Source organism: Pseudonocardia kunmingensis, from assembly GCF_006716445.1.
In the GTDB taxonomy this organism is placed as follows: Bacteria; Actinomycetota; Actinomycetes; order Mycobacteriales; family Pseudonocardiaceae; genus Pseudonocardia; species Pseudonocardia kunmingensis.
This window is the reverse complement of record NZ_VFPA01000002.1, coordinates 102,834-119,298: the sequence shown is the minus strand read 5'-3', so window position 1 is coordinate 119,298 and position 16,465 is coordinate 102,834. Positions and strand designations below refer to the sequence as shown.

13 protein-coding genes are annotated in these 16,465 nt (G+C 74.6%); 11 read left to right on the top strand and 2 right to left on the bottom strand.

Annotated elements, in window-relative coordinates; translation table 11 throughout:
• Complete coding sequence (locus tag FB558_RS16360; protein WP_142054448.1) at positions 1 to 1,458, top strand: purine-cytosine permease family protein; 1,458 nt, start codon at positions 1 to 3, stop codon at positions 1,456 to 1,458.
• Complete coding sequence (locus FB558_RS16355; protein ID WP_142054446.1) at positions 1,455 to 2,354, top strand: PfkB family carbohydrate kinase; 900 nt, start codon at positions 1,455 to 1,457, stop codon at positions 2,352 to 2,354. Before FB558_RS16360 ends, FB558_RS16355 begins: the two co-directional genes overlap by 4 nt.
• Positions 2,355 to 2,427: 73 nt before the next feature.
• Here the strand turns inward: FB558_RS16355 and FB558_RS16350 are convergent, their stop codons facing one another.
• Together FB558_RS16350 and FB558_RS16345 are read right to left on the bottom strand one after the other, a co-directional pair.
• Complete coding sequence (locus tag FB558_RS16350; protein WP_142054444.1) at positions 2,428 to 3,306, bottom strand: hypothetical protein; 879 nt, start codon at positions 3,304 to 3,306, stop codon at positions 2,428 to 2,430.
• Positions 3,303 to 3,671 (bottom strand): hypothetical protein, encoded by a 369-nt coding sequence (locus FB558_RS16345; protein WP_142054442.1) that lies wholly within the window; start codon positions 3,669 to 3,671, stop codon positions 3,303 to 3,305. The genes FB558_RS16350 and FB558_RS16345 overlap by 4 nt, the downstream gene beginning before the upstream one ends.
• 25 nt (positions 3,672 to 3,696) lie before the next feature.
• Here FB558_RS16345 and FB558_RS16340 point away from each other — a divergent pair, with 25 nt between their 5' ends.
• The 9 genes from FB558_RS16340 to FB558_RS16300 all read left to right on the top strand — a co-directional run bounded on the left by FB558_RS16340 (position 3,697) and on the right by FB558_RS16300 (position 16,464).
• Positions 3,697 to 8,112 (top strand): CHAT domain-containing protein, encoded by a 4,416-nt coding sequence (locus FB558_RS16340; RefSeq protein WP_142054440.1) that lies wholly within the window; start codon positions 3,697 to 3,699, stop codon positions 8,110 to 8,112.
• Positions 8,113 to 8,201: 89 nt separating this feature from the next.
• Positions 8,202 to 9,356, top strand: a complete 1,155-nt coding sequence (locus FB558_RS16335; RefSeq protein ID WP_142054438.1) for an ROK family transcriptional regulator — start codon at positions 8,202 to 8,204, stop codon at positions 9,354 to 9,356.
• Positions 9,353 to 10,834, top strand: coding sequence for a sulfatase family protein (locus tag FB558_RS16330; RefSeq protein ID WP_142054436.1), 1,482 nt, complete (start codon positions 9,353 to 9,355; stop codon positions 10,832 to 10,834). The genes FB558_RS16335 and FB558_RS16330 overlap by 4 nt, the downstream gene beginning before the upstream one ends.
• Positions 10,831 to 12,126, top strand: coding sequence for an extracellular solute-binding protein (locus tag FB558_RS16325; protein WP_142054434.1), 1,296 nt, complete (start codon positions 10,831 to 10,833; stop codon positions 12,124 to 12,126). Before FB558_RS16330 ends, FB558_RS16325 begins: the two co-directional genes overlap by 4 nt.
• Positions 12,127 to 12,134: 8 nt before the next feature.
• Positions 12,135 to 13,088: a carbohydrate ABC transporter permease gene (locus FB558_RS16320; RefSeq protein WP_142054432.1), complete on the top strand. Its 954-nt coding sequence runs from the start codon at positions 12,135 to 12,137 to the stop codon at positions 13,086 to 13,088.
• Positions 13,085 to 13,933 carry a carbohydrate ABC transporter permease gene (locus tag FB558_RS16315; RefSeq protein WP_142054430.1) on the top strand — a complete coding sequence of 283 codons (849 nt, stop codon included), beginning with the start codon at positions 13,085 to 13,087 and terminating at the stop codon, positions 13,931 to 13,933. The genes FB558_RS16320 and FB558_RS16315 overlap by 4 nt, the downstream gene beginning before the upstream one ends.
• A 17-nt stretch (positions 13,934 to 13,950) precedes the next feature.
• The gene (locus FB558_RS16310) at positions 13,951 to 15,561 is read left to right on the top strand and encodes an alpha-L-arabinofuranosidase C-terminal domain-containing protein (RefSeq protein ID WP_142054428.1); all 1,611 of its coding nucleotides are present in this window, start codon (positions 13,951 to 13,953) and stop codon (positions 15,559 to 15,561) included.
• Between the two features lie 61 nt (positions 15,562 to 15,622).
• Complete coding sequence (locus FB558_RS16305) at positions 15,623 to 15,985, top strand: ArsR/SmtB family transcription factor (protein ID WP_142054426.1); 363 nt, start codon at positions 15,623 to 15,625, stop codon at positions 15,983 to 15,985.
• Positions 15,982 to 16,464: an SRPBCC family protein gene (locus FB558_RS16300; protein WP_142054424.1), complete on the top strand. Its 483-nt coding sequence runs from the start codon at positions 15,982 to 15,984 to the stop codon at positions 16,462 to 16,464. Before FB558_RS16305 ends, FB558_RS16300 begins: the two co-directional genes overlap by 4 nt.
• Position 16,465: the final 1 nt, after the last annotated feature.

The window sequence follows — 16,465 nt, the reverse complement described above, 5'->3', positions numbered from 1 at the left end:
ATGGCCACCGAGACCACCACCGGCACCGCGAACACCGACACCGCGAACACCGCCACCCTGGAGACGCGGGGCATCGAACCCGTCCCGCCCGGGGAGCGCCACGGCCGCCCCGGCCAGCTGTTCTGGGTGTGGTTCGCCGCCAACATCTCGATCCTCGGGCTCCCGCTGGGCGCCACGCTCGTCGCGATGGGCATGACGGTCTGGCAGGCGGTCATCGCCGCCGTCGTCGGCTCGGTCGGCTCGTTCGCGATCGTCGGCGCCGTCTCGATCGCCGGGCGCCGCGGGGGCGCGCCCGGGCTCACCCTGTCCCGGGCGGTGTTCGGCGCGCGCGGCAACACCGGCCCGACGGTGATCTCGCTGCTCTCCCGGCTCGGCTGGGAGACCGTCAACACCACGACCGCGGCGTTCGCCCTCCTGTCGCTGGCCACGATCCTGCTCGGCACCAGCCCTGCGGCGAAGGACCACCCGGTGCTCACGATCGTGTGCATCGCGGTGTTCGAGCTGCTCACGGTGCTGGTGGCCGGTCTCGGGCACGCGTTCCTGGTGGCGGTGCAGCGGTGGGCGACGTGGGTGTTCGGGGCCCTCAACCTCGTCGTCGGCGGCCTGCTGGTGGCCACGGTCGACTGGGCTGCGATCGGCGCCGCGACGCCCGCGCCGGTCGGCGTCGTGGTGGCCGGCGTCGGCGTGATCGCGGCGGGCACGGGCATCGGCTGGGCCAACGCCTCGGCCGACGTGTCCCGCTACCAGGCGCCGGCCGTGCGGGCGGGCTCGCTGGTCCTGTCCGCCGCGGCGGGCGCCGGCATCCCGCTGGTGCTGCTGATCTCGCTGGGCAGCATGCTCGCGGCGGGCGACCCGTCGCTCGCCGACGCCGGGGACCCGGTGGCCGCGATCCGCGCGATGCTGCCCACCTGGATGGCGGTGCCCTACCTGATCGCCGCGTTCGGCGGGCTCCTGCTGTCCAACCACCTGTCGGTCTACTCCGCCGGGCTGACCACGCTGACGCTGGGCATCCGCGTGCGCCGGGTGTGGGCCGTGGTCGTCGACGTCGTGGTGACCTTCCTCGGCGCGATCTACTTCATGCTGGTCGCCGACGGCTTCTACACCCCGTTCATCGCCTTCATCAGCGCCCTCGCCGTGCCGATCACGGCCTGGGTGGGGGTCTTCGCGGTCGACATGCTGAAGCGGCACCACTACGACCCCGTCGCGCTCATGGACACCTCGCGCACCAGCGCCTACTGGTACCGGGCCGGCGTGGAGCCGCGGGCCGTGGGCTCGTGGGCGGCGGCGATCGTCGTCGGCTACCTGTTCACGACGATCGGCCCGTCCGACGCCCCCTGGTTCACCGGGCCGCTGGCCGCCACCTGGCTGGGCGAGAACGGCCTGGCCTGGGTGATCACGTTCGTCGTCGGCGCGGGCGCCTACGCCGCGCTCGGCGGCGCGCGGGAGCCGCGGTCGTGACCGGGCGGCTCGTCCACACCGGTCAGGTCGTGATCGACCTGGTGATGCGGGTGCCCGCGCTCCCGCCGGTCGGCGGTGACGTCCTCGCCTCGACCACCGTCGAGCAACCCGGCGGCGGGTTCAACGTCATGGCCGCGGCCGCCCGGGCAGGCGCCGACGTCGTCTACACGGGCGGGCACGGCACCGGCCCGCGCGGCGACCTCGCCCGCGCCGCGCTGGCCGCCGAGGGGATCACGGTCGCCCTGCCGCCGACCCCGGGCGCCGACACCGGCCTCTGCGTGGTGCTCGTCGACGACTCCGGCGAGCGCACGTTCGTCACCGGCAGCGGTGCCGAGACCGCGGTGGCAGGCGCCCTGCCCCGCGCAGGCGCCGGGGACGTCGTCTACGTCAGCGGGTACAGCCTGCTCGTCCCCGCGAAGGCCGAGCAGATCCTCGCGATCAGCGGCGGCGCGCTGCTGGTGGACCCGGGACCGCTCGTCGCCGAGATCGACCCCGCGCTGTGGGAGCGCACCCTCGCACGGACGTCCGTGCTCAGCTGCAACGCCCGGGAGGCCCGCCTGCTCTCCGGCCGGACCGACCCCGCCGACGCCGGGCGGGCCCTCGCCCGGATGCTGCCCGGCGACGCCGTGGTGGTGGTCCGCGACGGCGCCGCCGGCTGCCACGTGGTCCGTGACGGCGTGGCCGAGCACGTGCCGGGCGTACCGGTCGAGGCGGTCGACACGAACGGCGCAGGCGACGCCCACTGCGGCGTCCTGGCCGCCGAACTGCTCCGCGGCGCCGACCTGACCGGGGCGGCGATGAGGGCGAACGCCGCGGCAGCGCTCGCGGTGACGCGCGCGGGCCCGGCCACCGCCCCGACCCGCGCGGAGGTGGACGCCCTGCTCGCCCGCCGCTGACCTTCGCATGACGAACGGCACTTTCGTCGGTACCTAACCGACGAAAGTGCCGTTCGTCATGCGGATCCCGGCGTCAGGCTCCCTTGCGGCACAGGTCGGTGACGCGCAGGCCGGTCTCCCGGTCGAAGGTCTGCCCCTCGGGCAGCAGGTCGAGCCGGCGGGCGAGCGTGCTCCGGTGCACGTCGACGACCGACTCGAGCAGCGCGGCGTGGACGCGGACGGCGGCGCGGCCGCGGAGCCACGCACTCACCCCCACCCCGGCGGCGATCAGCACGGCGGGCCACCAGAGCAGGGCGGTGGCGAGGTACGCCAGCGCCCAGCCGGCCTGCACGGCCGCGGCGTCGAAGAGGGCGCGGGCCGCCCGCAGCTCGCTGCGGGTGGAGTCGTCGACGACGAGCCACAGCCGCGGCCACCACGACTCCAGGTCCGCACCGTGCTGGTGGTGCAGGCGGGCCTCGGCGGCCGCGAGCTGGTCGCCCATCCAGGTCGGCCGGGTGGGGCGGGCAGGCGCGATCGCGTTGCGCCGCAGCGCGGCCCGCAGCCGCAGGCGCGGGTCGGCCGGGTCGGGTGCCGCGCTCGCGGCGTCGGCCGCGTCCCAGCGCGCCCGACGCCGCGCGACGAGCAGGTCGCCCAACCGGGACACCCGGTGCCCCCAGCTGCCGAGCCACACCCGCGCCACGCCGCCGGCCAGCGCCCGCACGAGCAGGCCTGCGCCGCTGCAGGCGAGCAGCAGCACGCCCAGGAGGAGGACCTGCGAGGCCACGGGGAGCGCGCCCACCGCCCGGAACCAGGCCTCCGCCGTGCCGGCCAGGAGGGCGCCGTCGAGGGCGGAGGCGTGTCCGAGCGCGACCGCGACGCCGACGACCGCCGCCAGCAGGAGGCTCGGCAGCAGCAGGAGCGAGAGCCACTTCTCGGCCAGCCGCTTGCCGAGCTCGCCGAAGAACGACGTCATGCGCGGGCCGGTCGCAGGGGCTGGTCGACGACCCAGCAGCGCTCGTCCGGTACGGGTCCGCCGGGCTCGCGCCGCACCGCCCGCCCGCACGCGCCCCACGGGCAGGCCAGCACCTCGCCCGTCGGGCGCCCGGTGACGCCCAGCAGCGCCTGGTAGCCCGAGCCGGAACGCAGCACGTCGGCCGGGATGCCCAGGCGCGGCAGCACCTCCACCACGGGCACGCCCGCGCGCACGTCCGCGAGCACCGTGCGCAGCTGGGCGGACAGGCCGTTGCGGGCGGCCGCGGCCCGCAGCTGCGGCAGCGTCCGGCAGAACGCCGCGAGGTGATCGCTGCCGGGGTCGCTGCTCTGATCATTCCCGTGCACCGGGCCATCCTGGCAGCATCGGCGCGTGCCCGACCATGATCCCGCCGACCGGGAGGAGCTCCTGCGCCGCGTCACCGCGCGGGTGAACGCCTCGGCAGGGGGCGACCACGCCGCGGTCACCGGCCCGGACGCGCCGGCCGAGGCCGAGGCGCTGCTCGCGCACGTCGCCACGCCCGCCGGGGTCGATCTCCAGGTGCTGTACGCCGCGGGCATGCTGCACTGGAACCGCTGGTCCGCGCTGGCGCCCGCCGGCACGTCCTCCGGCGACACGGCTCAGCTGCTGATGACGCCGGCGTTCCTGATGGGCAGGCCCGGGATCCCCCCGCAGCTGGCCGAGTTCCTCGCGCCGCAGCGCATCCCGCCCGAGTCCGACCCGGCCGGGCACCTGTACCAGCTGGGCTCCGCGTTCGCCGCGATCGCGGTCGCGCTCGACCGGCCGGTGATCGACGAGACGGCGGCGGGCCTCCTCGAGGGTGCCGTGGAGACCGCGGGCGCCGACGACCCGCGCCTGTCGGACTTCCTCTCCGCGGTGGGCGAGGTCCGGCTGCGCCTGCACGAGGCCGACGACGACGGCAGCGGTGAGCACCTCGACCGCGCGGTGGTGGCGTTGCGGGAGGCCTGCCGCGTCTCCCCCGCCACGGGCGCCGACCTGGTGCCGCAGCTGGTCGAGCTCGCCCGCGCCCTCGGGCCGGTCGTGTGGCGGACCGAGGACCCCGCGCCGCTGCGGGAGGCGGTCGACGTGCTGCACCGCGCGCTGCGCGACGCCCGGGGCATGGACCGGGACGAGGCGCTCGCGGTGGCGGTGCACCTGCTCCCGGCCGGGGCCGGTCGTCCGCGGGCCGACGGGGTGGGTCCCGCCTTCCTCGCGGTGGTCGTGGAGGCGGCGCGCCGGTCGCTGCGGGAGAGCACGCCCGACGACCCGCTGCACCCGGTCCGGACGGCGCACCTGGGGCTGGCCCTCGACCACCTCGGCGACGCCACCGACGACACCACGGCGACGAGCGAGTCGGTGCGGATGCTCTGCGCGGCCCTCCCGCTCCTCGACGGGGACGGGTCCACGCGGACCGCCGTGCTCTCGGCGCTGCGCAACCGGCTCCTGCTCGACCGAACCTCGCCGCTTCCCGAGGAGGTCTTCGGGCTGGCCGTCGCGGCCGTCGAGCAGGCGGAGCCGGACCCGGCGGATCCCGCCCTGCTCCTCGCCGCACGCGCGGCCGCGCACCACGCGATCGCCCGTCGCAGCCCCGGAGACGAGCAGAAGCGGCGCCACGAGGAGGAAGCGGTCCGCGCACTGGACGCCGCTCTCCTCTCCGGCACGGCCGGGCCGCAGGTCCTCGCCGGGTTCCGGGCCATCGAGAGCGCCCCCTCGACCGGCGCGCTCGACCTGGACCGGTCGGAGGACCGCGAGCGGTGGGAGGCCGTGACGGAGATGCTCCGCGGCCTGGTCACGGCCGTGCCGACCAACCGCGCCCTGCTGCCGCTGTGGCTGGCCGACCTCGCCGACCTGCTCCGGCACCGGTGTGATTGGCGCGCCGAACCCGATGTGGTCGACGAGGCGATCGCGGTGCACCGGCGGTTGCTCGGGATCCTCCCGCGCGCCGACCACCAGCGCGCCACCGACCTGGGGTTCCTGCTCCTGACCCGCTCCGCGCTGGCACAGCGGGACCCGGCCCTGCTCACGGAGGCCGTCGAGGTGCTCGACGGCGTGGTGGACGCGGACGAGGTCGACGCGCAGACCCGGGCCACGGCGCTCTACCACCGCAGCAGCGGGTTGACCGGGCTGGCGCTCGCCGGCGGCGACGTCCGGGCGGCCCGGGACGCGGTGGCCGCCGTGCGCGACGTGGTCGAGCGCGGCGAGCCGGTGGAGGCCATGCCGACGAGCTGGCACAACCTGGCCACCGCCCGGTTCGTCCTGTACGAGAGCACCGGCGACGGGCTGGCCGACGCGATCGCCGCGGCCCGCCGAGCGGTCGCGCTCGGGCAGGACGAGCCCGGCCAGGCCGAGCGCACCGCGTTCCTCGCCCAGCTGCTCGGCGTCGCCGGGGAGGTCGACGAGGCCGCGTCGCTCGCCCGGCGGGCGCTGGCCGACGGCGGGCCCGACGAGCGGCAGGGCTTCCTGCAGGACGCGCTCGGCGAGGTCCTGCGCCGCCACCACCTGCGCTTCGGTGGGGCGGGCGAGCTGGACGAGTCGGTCGCCCACCTGCGCGCCGCCGCCGACGACGCGGACGATCCCGTCTCGCGCACCATCCGCCTGCTCACCCTCGCCAGCGCCCTGCGTGCGCGCTACAGCACCACGGGCGACCTGGCGACCCTGGACGCGGCGATCGCGACGGGCCGGCGCGGGGCGCGTGAGCTGCCGCCCGGCCACCGGGTCTCGCTCGTCGCCCGGGCGAACCTCGCGACGGCGCTCACCACCCGCTACGAACGCACCCGGGACGCGCGCGCCCTCGCCGAGGCCATCGCGATCAGCCGGCAGGTCGTCGCGGCGACCCCGCCCGGTCACCCGGCCCTGCCGCTGCGCCTGTCGAACCTCGGGCGGGCGCTGACCGAGGAGTTCCGGCGCACCGACGATCCGCGCGTCCTCGACGAGGTGATCGACACGGAGCGCCGGGCCGTCGACTGCGCCGGACCCGCGGACCCCAACAAGGCGATGATGTTGAGCAACCTGGCCGCATCGCTGAACCAGCGGCGCACGCTGACCGGGGACCCCTTCGGCGGCGAGGCGGTGCGGATCGCCCGCGCGGCCGTCGCGGCCACGCCGCCCGACCACCCGGCGCTGTGCCACCGGATGATCAACCTGGCGGTGGCGCTGAGCACGCCGTGGCGGCTGCTCCTGCGCGCCCGGGAGGTGATGCGGGTCGCGGAGGCCGCAGCGCGCCTGCCGTCCGCGCCCGCCTCCGAGCGGCTGCGCGCGTGCCGCTACTGGGGCCATGTCGCCGCGATGCGCGGGCGGTGGGACAGCGCGGCGCAGGGCTTCGCGGAGGGCGTGCGGCTGCTGCCGCGGGTGGCGGCCAGGAACCTCACGCGCGGCGATGCCGAGCACCAGCTCACCACGGTCGATGGCGTGCACCTCGACGCCGCGGCGTGCGCGGTGCGGGCCGGCGACGCGGCCGAGGCGATCTCGGTCCTGGAGCAGGGTCGCGGGCTCCTCCTGTCCTACGCCCTGGACGCCCGCACGGAGCGCACCGACCTGCACGCCGCGGCGCCCGACCTCGCCGAGGAGGTGGAACGCCTCCTCGAGGAGCTGGACGCCGTGGGCGAGGCGCTGCCCGAGGAGGAGGCCGACCAGGCGGCCGCGCTCGACCACCGGCACGCACTGGCCGCGCGGTGGGACGCGACGATGGCCCGGGTCCGCGAGCTGCCGGGCTTCGAGCGGTTCGGCGAGCCCCCGACGGTCGCCGAGCTGCTTCCCGCCGCCTCGGACGGGCCCGTCATCACGGTCGTCGTGAGCGAGCACGGGTGCCACGCGCTGGTCGTCACCACGGCCGGGGTGCGGGCGGTGGCCCTTCCCGGCCTCACCGCCGACGAGGTCGGCTCCCGGGCGCGGGCGTTCCTGCGGGCCCTGGACGTCGTCGGGTCCGGTGGGTTCGCCGAGCGCATGGACGCCCAGGCCGAGGTGCGCGAGACCCTCGGGTGGCTCTGGGACGCCGTCGCCGGTCCCGTCCTCGACGCGCTCGGGATCGGTGCGCGCACCGACGGGCCGTGGCCGCGCGTCTGGTGGTCCCCGACGGGCATGCTGACGTTCCTGCCCCTGCACGCGGCGGGTCACCACGACGGGAGCGGACGCGCGGTGCTGGACCGCGTCGTGTCCTCCTACACCCCCACGCTGCGCGCGCTGCGGCACGCCCGCGCCCGACCGGCGAACCCCGACCCCGCGCTCGTCGCGGTCACCCTGTCGCAGACCCCCGGTCAGCAGGCACTCCCCGCGACCGCCGCCGAGGCGGCCGAGCTCGCGCGCACGGCGTCCCGCGCCGTGCAGCTGCGGGACGGCGAGGCCGGGTTCGACGCCGTGGTCGGCGCGCTGGCGGCGGCGGGGTGGGCGCACTTCGCCTGCCACGCGGTCAGCGACCCGCTCAGCCCGTCGGAGAGCCGGCTGCTGCTGCACGACCGGCCGCTCGCCGTGCGCGACATCAGCCGCCTGCGCCTGCGGCACGCCGAGCTGGCCTTCCTGTCGGCCTGCTCCACCGCGCGCGGCCACGAGGAGCTGGCCGACGAGGCGATCCACATCGCGTCCGCCTTCCAGGTCGCCGGGTACCGGCACGTCGTCGGCACGCTCTGGCCGGTGCTGGACGCGACCTCCGCGCGGCTGGCCGCCGACTTCTACGAACGGCACCGGGCCGGGGCCCCCGCGGCCGAGGCGCTGCACGCGGTGGTGCGGGAGCTGCGGGACGCGCACCCGCTGCTGGCCTCGACGTGGGCCGCGCACGTGCACTCGGGCCCGTGAATCCCGTTCTGCCCAATTCTGTCGAACCTTCGACAGAACAGGTGCCGAACCGTTGACGGAATGCTGCGGGTGCTCGCAGGCTGACCGGCGTGCCCCCACGTCGGCTGCACCCGCCCCGCTCCCCACGCCGTGCCCACGAGGCGTGGATCCTCGAGCACCTGCGCAGGCAGGGCCGCGCGAGCCGGGCGGAGCTGGTCGAGGCCACCGGGCTCTCCCGCGCGACGGTCTCGGCGCTGACCGCCGACCTGCTCGCGGCCGGCAAGGTGGTCGTGACCAAGACCGCCGCGCCCGGCCGCGTCGGTCGCACCCCCCAGAGCCTGTCGCTCGACCCCGCCGCCGGGCTCGTCCTCGGGCTCGACTTCGGCCACACCCGCGTCGCGGTCGTCGCCGCGGACGCCGCCCACGAGATCGTCGGTTCCGCCTCGCGTCCCTACCCGCGCACGACGCCGTGGGAGACCCGCCGCGCGATCGCCGTCCGCCTGGCCCGCAAGGTGCTCGACGGGCAGCCGGGGGCGACGCTCGCGGCCGTCGGCATCGGGATCGCGGGCAGCATCGGTGACCGGCCCGCGGTCGTCGGCGCGATCCGCGAGGCGTTCACCGGCGCGTTCGGCGTGCCCGTCCGCACCGACAACAACGCGCGCCTCGCGGGGCTCGCCGAGTCGGTGTGGGGCGCGGCGCGCGGGATCCCCGACGTGCTGTACGTGCGGCTGTCCAGCGGCGTGGGCGGCGCGGTGATCCTCGACGGTCGCGTGCACCGGGGTCGTGGCGACGCGGCGGGCGAGTTCGGCCACGTGTGCCTCGACCCCGCCGGGCCGCTGTGCCGCTGCGGTCGCCGCGGCTGCCTGGAGTGCTACGTGCGCGTGGAGACCGTCCTCGCGCACGGCGGCGTCACCACCGTGTCCGGGCTCGCCGAGGCGCTCGACCGCGACGACCAGCGGGCCCGCGGCGTGCTGGCGGAGGCGGGCCAGCGCATCGGCCTGGTACTGGCCGGAGCCGGCAGCGTCCTGGACGTGTCGACGGCCGTGCTCGGCGGGGACCTCGCCGCCCTCGGTGAGCACCTCGTGCGCCCCGTCCGCCAGACGCTCGCGCGCCACCTGCCCCTCGACGAGGTCGACGACGTCACCGTCCGCACGGCCGAGCTCGGCGACCTCGACGGCGCGCTGGGCGGTGTGGCACTCGTGCTGCACGACCCGTCGATCACGTTCACCGGCTCGCTCCCGCCCCGACTCACAGGATCGGCATGACTCCCACGAACGTCCTGTTCTTCCTCACCGACCAGCACCGCACCGACACCCTCGGCGCCTACGGCAACCGGGTGGTCCGCACGCCGGTGCTCGACGGCGTCGCCGCCGAGGGCACGGTGTTCGACCGCTTCTACACGCCCACCGCGATCTGCACGCCCGCGCGCGCCAGCCTGCTGACCGGCGCGGCGCCCTACCGCCACCAGCTGCTCGCGAACTACGAGCGCAACGTCGGCTACCGCGAGGAGCTGGCCGACGACCAGTACACGTTCGGCCAGGACCTGCGGGCGGCCGGGTACGACGTCGGGCTGATCGGGAAGTGGCACGTCGGCACCTGCCGCACACCGAACGACTACGGGTTCGACGGGCCGCACCTGCCCGGCTGGCACAACCCGGTGGACCACCCCGAGTACCTCTCCTACCTCGAGGTTCGAGGCCTGCCGCCGTACGCGATCACCGACGAGATCCGTGGCACCTTCCCCAACGGCACGCCGGGCAACCTGCTCGCCGCGCGCCTGCAGCAGCCGGTGGAGGCGACGTTCGAGCACTTCCTGGCCGACCGCGCGATCGAGACCCTGCGCCGCTACGCCGCCGGGCCGGACCGCCCGTTCTTCCTCGCGACGCACTTCTTCGGCCCGCACCTGCCCTACATCGTGCCGAGCGAGTACTTCGACATGTACGACCCGGACGCCGTGCAGCTGCCCGCGTCGGTGACCGAGACGTTCGAGGGCAAGCCGCCGGTGCAGCGCAACTACTCCGCGCACTGGACGTTCGACACCATCCCGGAGGACGTCTCGCGCAAGCTGGTGGCCGCCTACTGGGGCTACACCACGATGATCGACGAGCAGATCGGGCGCATCGTCGACGCCGCCCGCGAGCTCGGCCTCTACGACGACGCCGCGGTGTTCTTCTCCGCCGACCACGGCGAGTTCACCGGCGCGCACCGGCTGCACGACAAGGGCCCGGCGATGTACGAGGACATCTACCGGGTGCCGGGGATCGTCCGGCTGCCCGGCGGGGTGCCGGGGCAGCGCAGCGACCGGTTCGCCACGCTCCTGGACTTCACCGCCACGATCCTGGACGTCGCCGGGCTCGACCCTGCCAAGGCAGTGGACGGCGCCTCGCTGCGCCCGATCGCGCACGGCGACGCGAGCGGCTGGCGCGAGGACCTGGTGCTCGAGTTCCACGGCCACCACTTCCCCTACCCGCAGCGCGCGCTGGTGACCGACCGGTACAAGCTCGTGGTCAACCCGGAGTCGGTCAACGAGCTCTACGACCTGCGCGACGACCCCGACGAGCTGCACAACCGCTACCCCGACCCCGCCCACGAGGCGGTGCGCGACGCGCTGCTCGCCCGCCTCTACCACCTGCTGCGCGAGCGCGGCGACAACTTCTACCACTGGATGACGTCGATGTACCCGGTCGGCGGCAAGGACCACGACGCGTCGTTGAGCGCGTTCGAGCAGGTGGGGACAGCGTGAGCCTCAGTAGACGCGGGTTCCTCCTGCTCGGCGCGACGGCCGCGCTCGCCGGGTGCTCCGCGACCATCGACCCGGACGCGGCGCGGGTTCCGGCGGCGGCGTTCCCCGGCGGGTACGCCGGCCCGCACCGGACCCTGCAGTTCTGGAACCCGTTCACCGGCGGTGACGGGCCGACGATGGCGAAGATCGTCGACTCGTTCAACGCGGCCCACCCGAACATCCGCGTCGTGATGTCCTCGGTGGACGCCACCCAGATGTATGCGAAGTTGCTGCCCGCGGTCGGCGCGGGCGAGGGCCCGGATGTGGCGATCATGCACCTGGACCAGCTCGCGACGTTCGCCGTCCGCGGCACCATCGTGGTGCTCGACGACCTCGTCGCAGGCCTGGGGATCGGGCGTGCCGACTTCGTGCCTGCCGCCTGGGACCAGGGCACCTACCAGGGGCACCGCTACGGCATCCCGCTCGACGTGTTCACGCTGGCGCAGTACTGGAGCACCGGGGCCTACGCCGCCGCCGGTCTCACCGGGCCGCTGCGCGGCGACACGTTCGACGACGCGATGGCCGCCCTGCAGGCCTCGGGGGTGGAGAACCCGTACTGGGTGCCGTCGACGCGCTGGCAGCTGTTCGTGAGCCTGCTCGGCCAGTTCGGCGGCAGCCTCTACGACGAGGCCGGCACCAGGGCCACGTTCGGCTCGGAGGCGGGCGTGCAGGCCCTGACCTGGATGCGCGGGCTCGTCGAACGCGGGTACAGCCCGCAGGGCGTCACCAGCGAACGCGCCCCGTTCAAGCGCGGTTCCGCGGCGGTCATCACCGACCTTCCGGCCACGATCCCGGACCTGCAGAAGACCGCGCCCGACCTCGCGTGGGAGCTCGCTCCGCTGCCGCAGATCGGTTCCCGGCCCGGCTCGTTCGCGAACTCGCACAACTTCGTGCTCACCGCGCAGAGCCAGGCCGACCCGCACACGGCGCACGCCGCGCAGGCCTTCGTCGACTGGACCAGCCGCAACTCCGCGTCCTGGGTCGAGGCCGGCATGACCCCGGCCCGCACGCTGGTCCGCGAGACCGAGGCCTTCCGCGCGTCCCGGCAGGCGCTGCTCGCCACCGACGAGGTCTTCGACAACCTCTACTTCCTCCCCCAGCTGCCCGGCTCCCGCGACATCGCGCGCAACGGCTACGAGCGCGCCGTCGCCGAGGCGGTGCTCGGCCGGGCCACCCCCGCCGAGGCGCTCGCCTTCGGCCAGGACACCGCCCAGCGCCAGCTCGACGACTTCCGCGAGCTCTACGCCACCTGAGGAACCCCATGACCACCAGCTCGATCGCGCTGCCGCGGTCCGATCCCCGAACGGCCACCCGGCCCGCGCGCACGCTGCGCGGCCGGCCCTGGACCCCGTACCTGTTCCTCGCACCGTTCTTCGTGCTGTTCGCGGTGTTCGTCGTCCTCCCCATCGGGCTCGGGCTGTGGGCGAGCCTGCACCGGTGGAGCCTGGGCCTGCCCCGACAGCCGTTCGTCGGGCTCGACAACTACGCCGGTCTGTTCAGCGGTTCCAGCGTGCTGTCGGTGGAGTTCTGGAAGGGGATGCAGGCCACCGCGATCTTCACGGTCGCGAGCGCGCCGCTGCTCGTGGTGCTCCCCCTCGGGCTCGCGCTGCTGCTGAACCGCGCGTTCCCCGGCCGCACGTTCTTCCGCGCGGTGTTCTTCGCGCCGTACGTGCTCGGCGTCGCGGTGATCGGCCTGCTGTGGAACTACCTGCTCGACGCCCAGCTCGGCCCGGTCAACCAGATCCTCGGCGCGCTCGGGCTGCCCGACGACATCGCGTGGACGACCTCGCTGCCCGCGGGCTGGGTCGCCCTCGTGGTCGCGACGCTGTGGTGGACGCTCGGCTTCAACACCGTCATCTACCTCGCAGCGCTGGCCGACGTGCCCGCCGAGCTCTACGACGCGGCGAAGGTCGACGGGGCGGGTGCGTGGCAGCGGCTGTGGGCAGTGACCGTGCCCGGGATCCGGCGGGTGCTGCAGTTCGTCGTGACGATCACGATCATCGCCTCGGCCAACATGTTCGGGCAGTCGGAGCTGATCACCCAGGAGCAGCCGGGCACGGCCACCCGCACCGCCATCGGGTTCATCGCCGACACCGGCATCGCGGGCTTCGACATCGGCTCGTCGTCGGCGATGAGCATGATCCTCGCCGTCTCGCTGATGGCCGTCAGCGCGCTGGTGTTCCTCCTGTTCCGGAAGGCCGGTGACCCGGAATGACCACCGCAGCGCTCCCCCGCAGGCGCCGCCCGCCGCGCGTCGGGCTGGCGGTCACCCTCGTGGTGCTCACCGCCGTCATCGCGCTCCCGCTCGCGTTCATGCTCTCCACGTCGTTCAAGTCGCCGCAGGAGGCCAACGCGCTCGGCTTCTCGCTGTGGCCCGACGACCCGACGGTGTCGGCGTACGCGGAGATCCTCACCGACCCGCAGGTGCCGGTGCTGCGCTGGCTGGGCAACAGCCTGCTCACCGCGGTGCTGCACAGCGCGCTCGTCGTCGTGCTGGCCACCACGGCCGCCTACGCGCTCGCGCGCCTGGAGTTCCGGTTCAAGCGCACGCTGTTCGTGCTGATCATCGCCACGATGTTCGTGCCCGGGATCATCTTCCTGATCCCGCACTTCCTCATCGTCAACCAGCTCGGCTGGCTCAACGGCTACGCGTCTCTGGTGGTGCCCTCGGCGGCGGGCGCGTTCGGCGTGTTCTTCCTGCGCCAGTTCTTCCTCGGCATCCACGGCTCCATCGAGGAGGCCGCGATCGTCGACGGCTGCAACCAGTGGGGCGTCTTCTGGCGGATCATGGTGCCGCTCGCCCGGCCCGCCATCGCGACGCTGGCCGTCCTCGCGTTCCTCACCAGCTGGAACGACTTCCTGTGGCCGGTGTTCGTGCTGTTCAGCACCGACATGCTGACGCTGCCGGCCGGTCTCGCCCAGCTCCAGGGTGAGAACACCACCCGCTACGACCTGCTGATGGCGGGCGGCGTGATCGCCAGCGTCCCCGTCCTCGTCGTCTACGTGCTCGCCCAGCGCTACATCATCGAGGGCGTGTCACAGGGCGGCGTCAAAGGCTAGTGACCAGAAGGGAACTGATGACAGCCCGCATCTCCATCTCGACGCTCCCCGGCGCCACCCCGATCGACCCGATGATCTACGGCCACTTCCTCGAGTCGGCCTTCTTCGGCAACATCGAGGGCGGGGTGTTCGACGAGGGCTCGCCGCTGTCGATCGCCGACGGCCCGCTGCGCGGCTGCCGCGCCGACGTGCTCGAGGCCTGCCGCGCCCTGGGCCTGCCGGTGGTGCGCTGGCCCGGCGGCAACTTCACCTCGCCCTACTGGTGGCGCGACGGCATCGGCCCGCGCGACGAGCGCCCCCGCCGGCTGGAGCTGGCCTGGGGGTCGGAGGAGAGCAACCGCTTCGGCACGCCCGAGTTCCTCGCGTGGTGCGAGGCCGTCGGCACGGCGCCCTACCTGGCCCACCACGCCCGCGACGTCGACGACGCCGTGCGGTGGGTCGAGTACACCAACTACGCCGGGGACACGACCCTCGCCCGGCAGCGGGCGGAGGACGGGCACCCGGAGCCGTACGGCGTGCGCTTCTGGGGACTGGGCAACGAGGTGTACGGCCCGTGGCAGATGGGGCACCGGCCGGTCGCCGAGTACGTCACCGCGGCCCGCGAGCACGCGAAGTTCATGGACCTGGTCGACCCGGGCCTGCGCTTCATCGCGGTCGGCAGCGAGCGCGACGACTGGACCGAGCCGGTCGTCGCGGGGCTGGGCGACCGCGTCGACTACGTCTCGCTGCACCTCTACGGCGCCAGCCGCCACCTCACCGACCCGAGCGAGGCCGAGTTCGACGCCGTCGTCGCGCAGTCGCTCTACGTCGAGCAGGCGATCCAGGCCCAGTCCGACACGATCCGGCGCGTGCAGGCCGCGCACGGGCGCAGCCGTCCGCTGGCCATCGCGATGGACGAGTGGAACATCCGCCACGTCGAGCCCGGCACCTGGCCGGAGCCGCAGCCCGGCGCCGACGGCGGGATCGCGCCGCGCGACACCCCGGCCGCGGACGGGCCCGCGCAGCGCGTCAACCGCTACAGCCCCCGCACGCTCGCCGACGCCCTCTACTACGCGGGCGTCTTCCACGCGATGCACCGCGCCTCGCAGCTCGACGTGCCGGTGGGCATGGCCAACACCGTCAACCTGGTCAACGCCAACGGCCTGCTCGCGGTCCGCCCCGACGGCCTGGTGAAGGCCGCGACCTACCACGTGTGGGACCTCTACCAGAACCACACCGGCCCGGTCCCGCTCGCCGCGACCGTGCACGGCCCCGCACGCACCACGGCGCTGCGCCTCGGCGACGACCGGCGGGCCGACGGCACCTTCCGCACCGTCCCGAGCGTGGTCGGCCTGCTCGACGTCTCCCCGAGCCGCAGCGTGGACGGGCGGACGCTGCACGTCGCGGTGATCAACCGCTCCGCGACCGAGGCCGTCACCGCCCGCCTCGACCTGGACGGCGCCGCGCTGCCGGGCACGGCGGAGGTCCGCGGCATCGGCGCCGACGGCTCCGACCTGTTCGCCTGCAACTCGATCGCCGAGCCCGACGCCGTCACGCTGAGCGCGCCGCAGCGGGTCGAGCTGACCGGCTCCTCCTACACCTTCCCGGCGCACTCGATCACGTTGCTGGACGTCGCGCTCGGCGCCTGAGAACGCCTGCCGGCCCGGTTCCGGCGTTGACACATTCCCATATGGGTATACATTGCTTCCCATGGCACGGGCGGCGACCACCACGGACGCGTTCAACGCCGTCGCCGAGCCCCGGCGTCGGCAGATCCTCGACGTCCTCGCCGGCGGCGAGCTGCCGGTGGGCGACATCGTGTCGGCGGTCGGGCTCGCCCAGCCCCAGGTCTCCAAGCACCTGCGGGTGCTGCGGGAGGTGGGGCTCGTGGAGGTGCGCGACGAGGGGCGGCACCGCCTGTACCGCATGAACGGCGGGCCGTTGCAGCCGATCCACGCGTGGGTGTCCCGCTACGCCGCGACGTGGGAGGGCCGGTTCTCGCGGCTCGACGACGTCCTCGCCGAGCTCACGGAAGCAGAAGCACGTCAACCCGAGAACGGAGAACGGACATGACCACGACGCACAGCGCGGTGCTGACCCTGCCGTCCGACACGCAGATCCTCATGACGCGGGAGTTCGCCGCACCCGCGCACCTCGTCTACCGCGCGATGACGACCCCCGAGCTGATCAAGCGCTGGTGGAGCGGCGGCCGCGGCGAGGTGACCGTCGCCGAGGTCGACCTGCGGGTCGGCGGGCGGTGGCGCCACGTCCTCGTCACCGAGGACGGCCACGAGGTCGGCTTCCACGGCGAGTACCGCGAGATCGACCCGGCGAGGCGCATCGTCTGCACGGAGGCGTACGAGGGCGCGCCGGACGGGCCGCCCGCCCTCTGCACCTACACCTTCGAGGAGCACGACGGGCGTACGACGGTCTCCGTCCTCACCGAGGTCACCGACCGGCAGGTGCGCGACGCGATCCTCGAGACCGGCATGGAGGACGGGGCCCAGGACAGCTGGGACGCACTCGAGCGGGTCGCCGTGTCGCTGGGCTGAT

Coding starts and splice junctions, on each gene's coding strand:
- FB558_RS16350 (WP_142054444.1), bottom strand. CDS start 3,306: ATGACGTCGTTCTTCGGCGAGCTCGGCAAGCGGCTGGCCGAGAAGTGG.
- FB558_RS16300 (WP_142054424.1), top strand. CDS start 15,982: ATGACCACGACGCACAGCGCGGTGCTGACCCTGCCGTCCGACACGCAG.
- FB558_RS16320 (WP_142054432.1), top strand. CDS start 12,135: ATGACCACCAGCTCGATCGCGCTGCCGCGGTCCGATCCCCGAACGGCC.
- FB558_RS16330 (WP_142054436.1), top strand. CDS start 9,353: ATGACTCCCACGAACGTCCTGTTCTTCCTCACCGACCAGCACCGCACC.
- FB558_RS16315 (WP_142054430.1), top strand. CDS start 13,085: ATGACCACCGCAGCGCTCCCCCGCAGGCGCCGCCCGCCGCGCGTCGGG.
- FB558_RS16360 (WP_142054448.1), top strand. CDS start 1: ATGGCCACCGAGACCACCACCGGCACCGCGAACACCGACACCGCGAAC.
- FB558_RS16305 (WP_142054426.1), top strand. CDS start 15,623: ATGGCACGGGCGGCGACCACCACGGACGCGTTCAACGCCGTCGCCGAG.
- FB558_RS16310 (WP_142054428.1), top strand. CDS start 13,951: ATGACAGCCCGCATCTCCATCTCGACGCTCCCCGGCGCCACCCCGATC.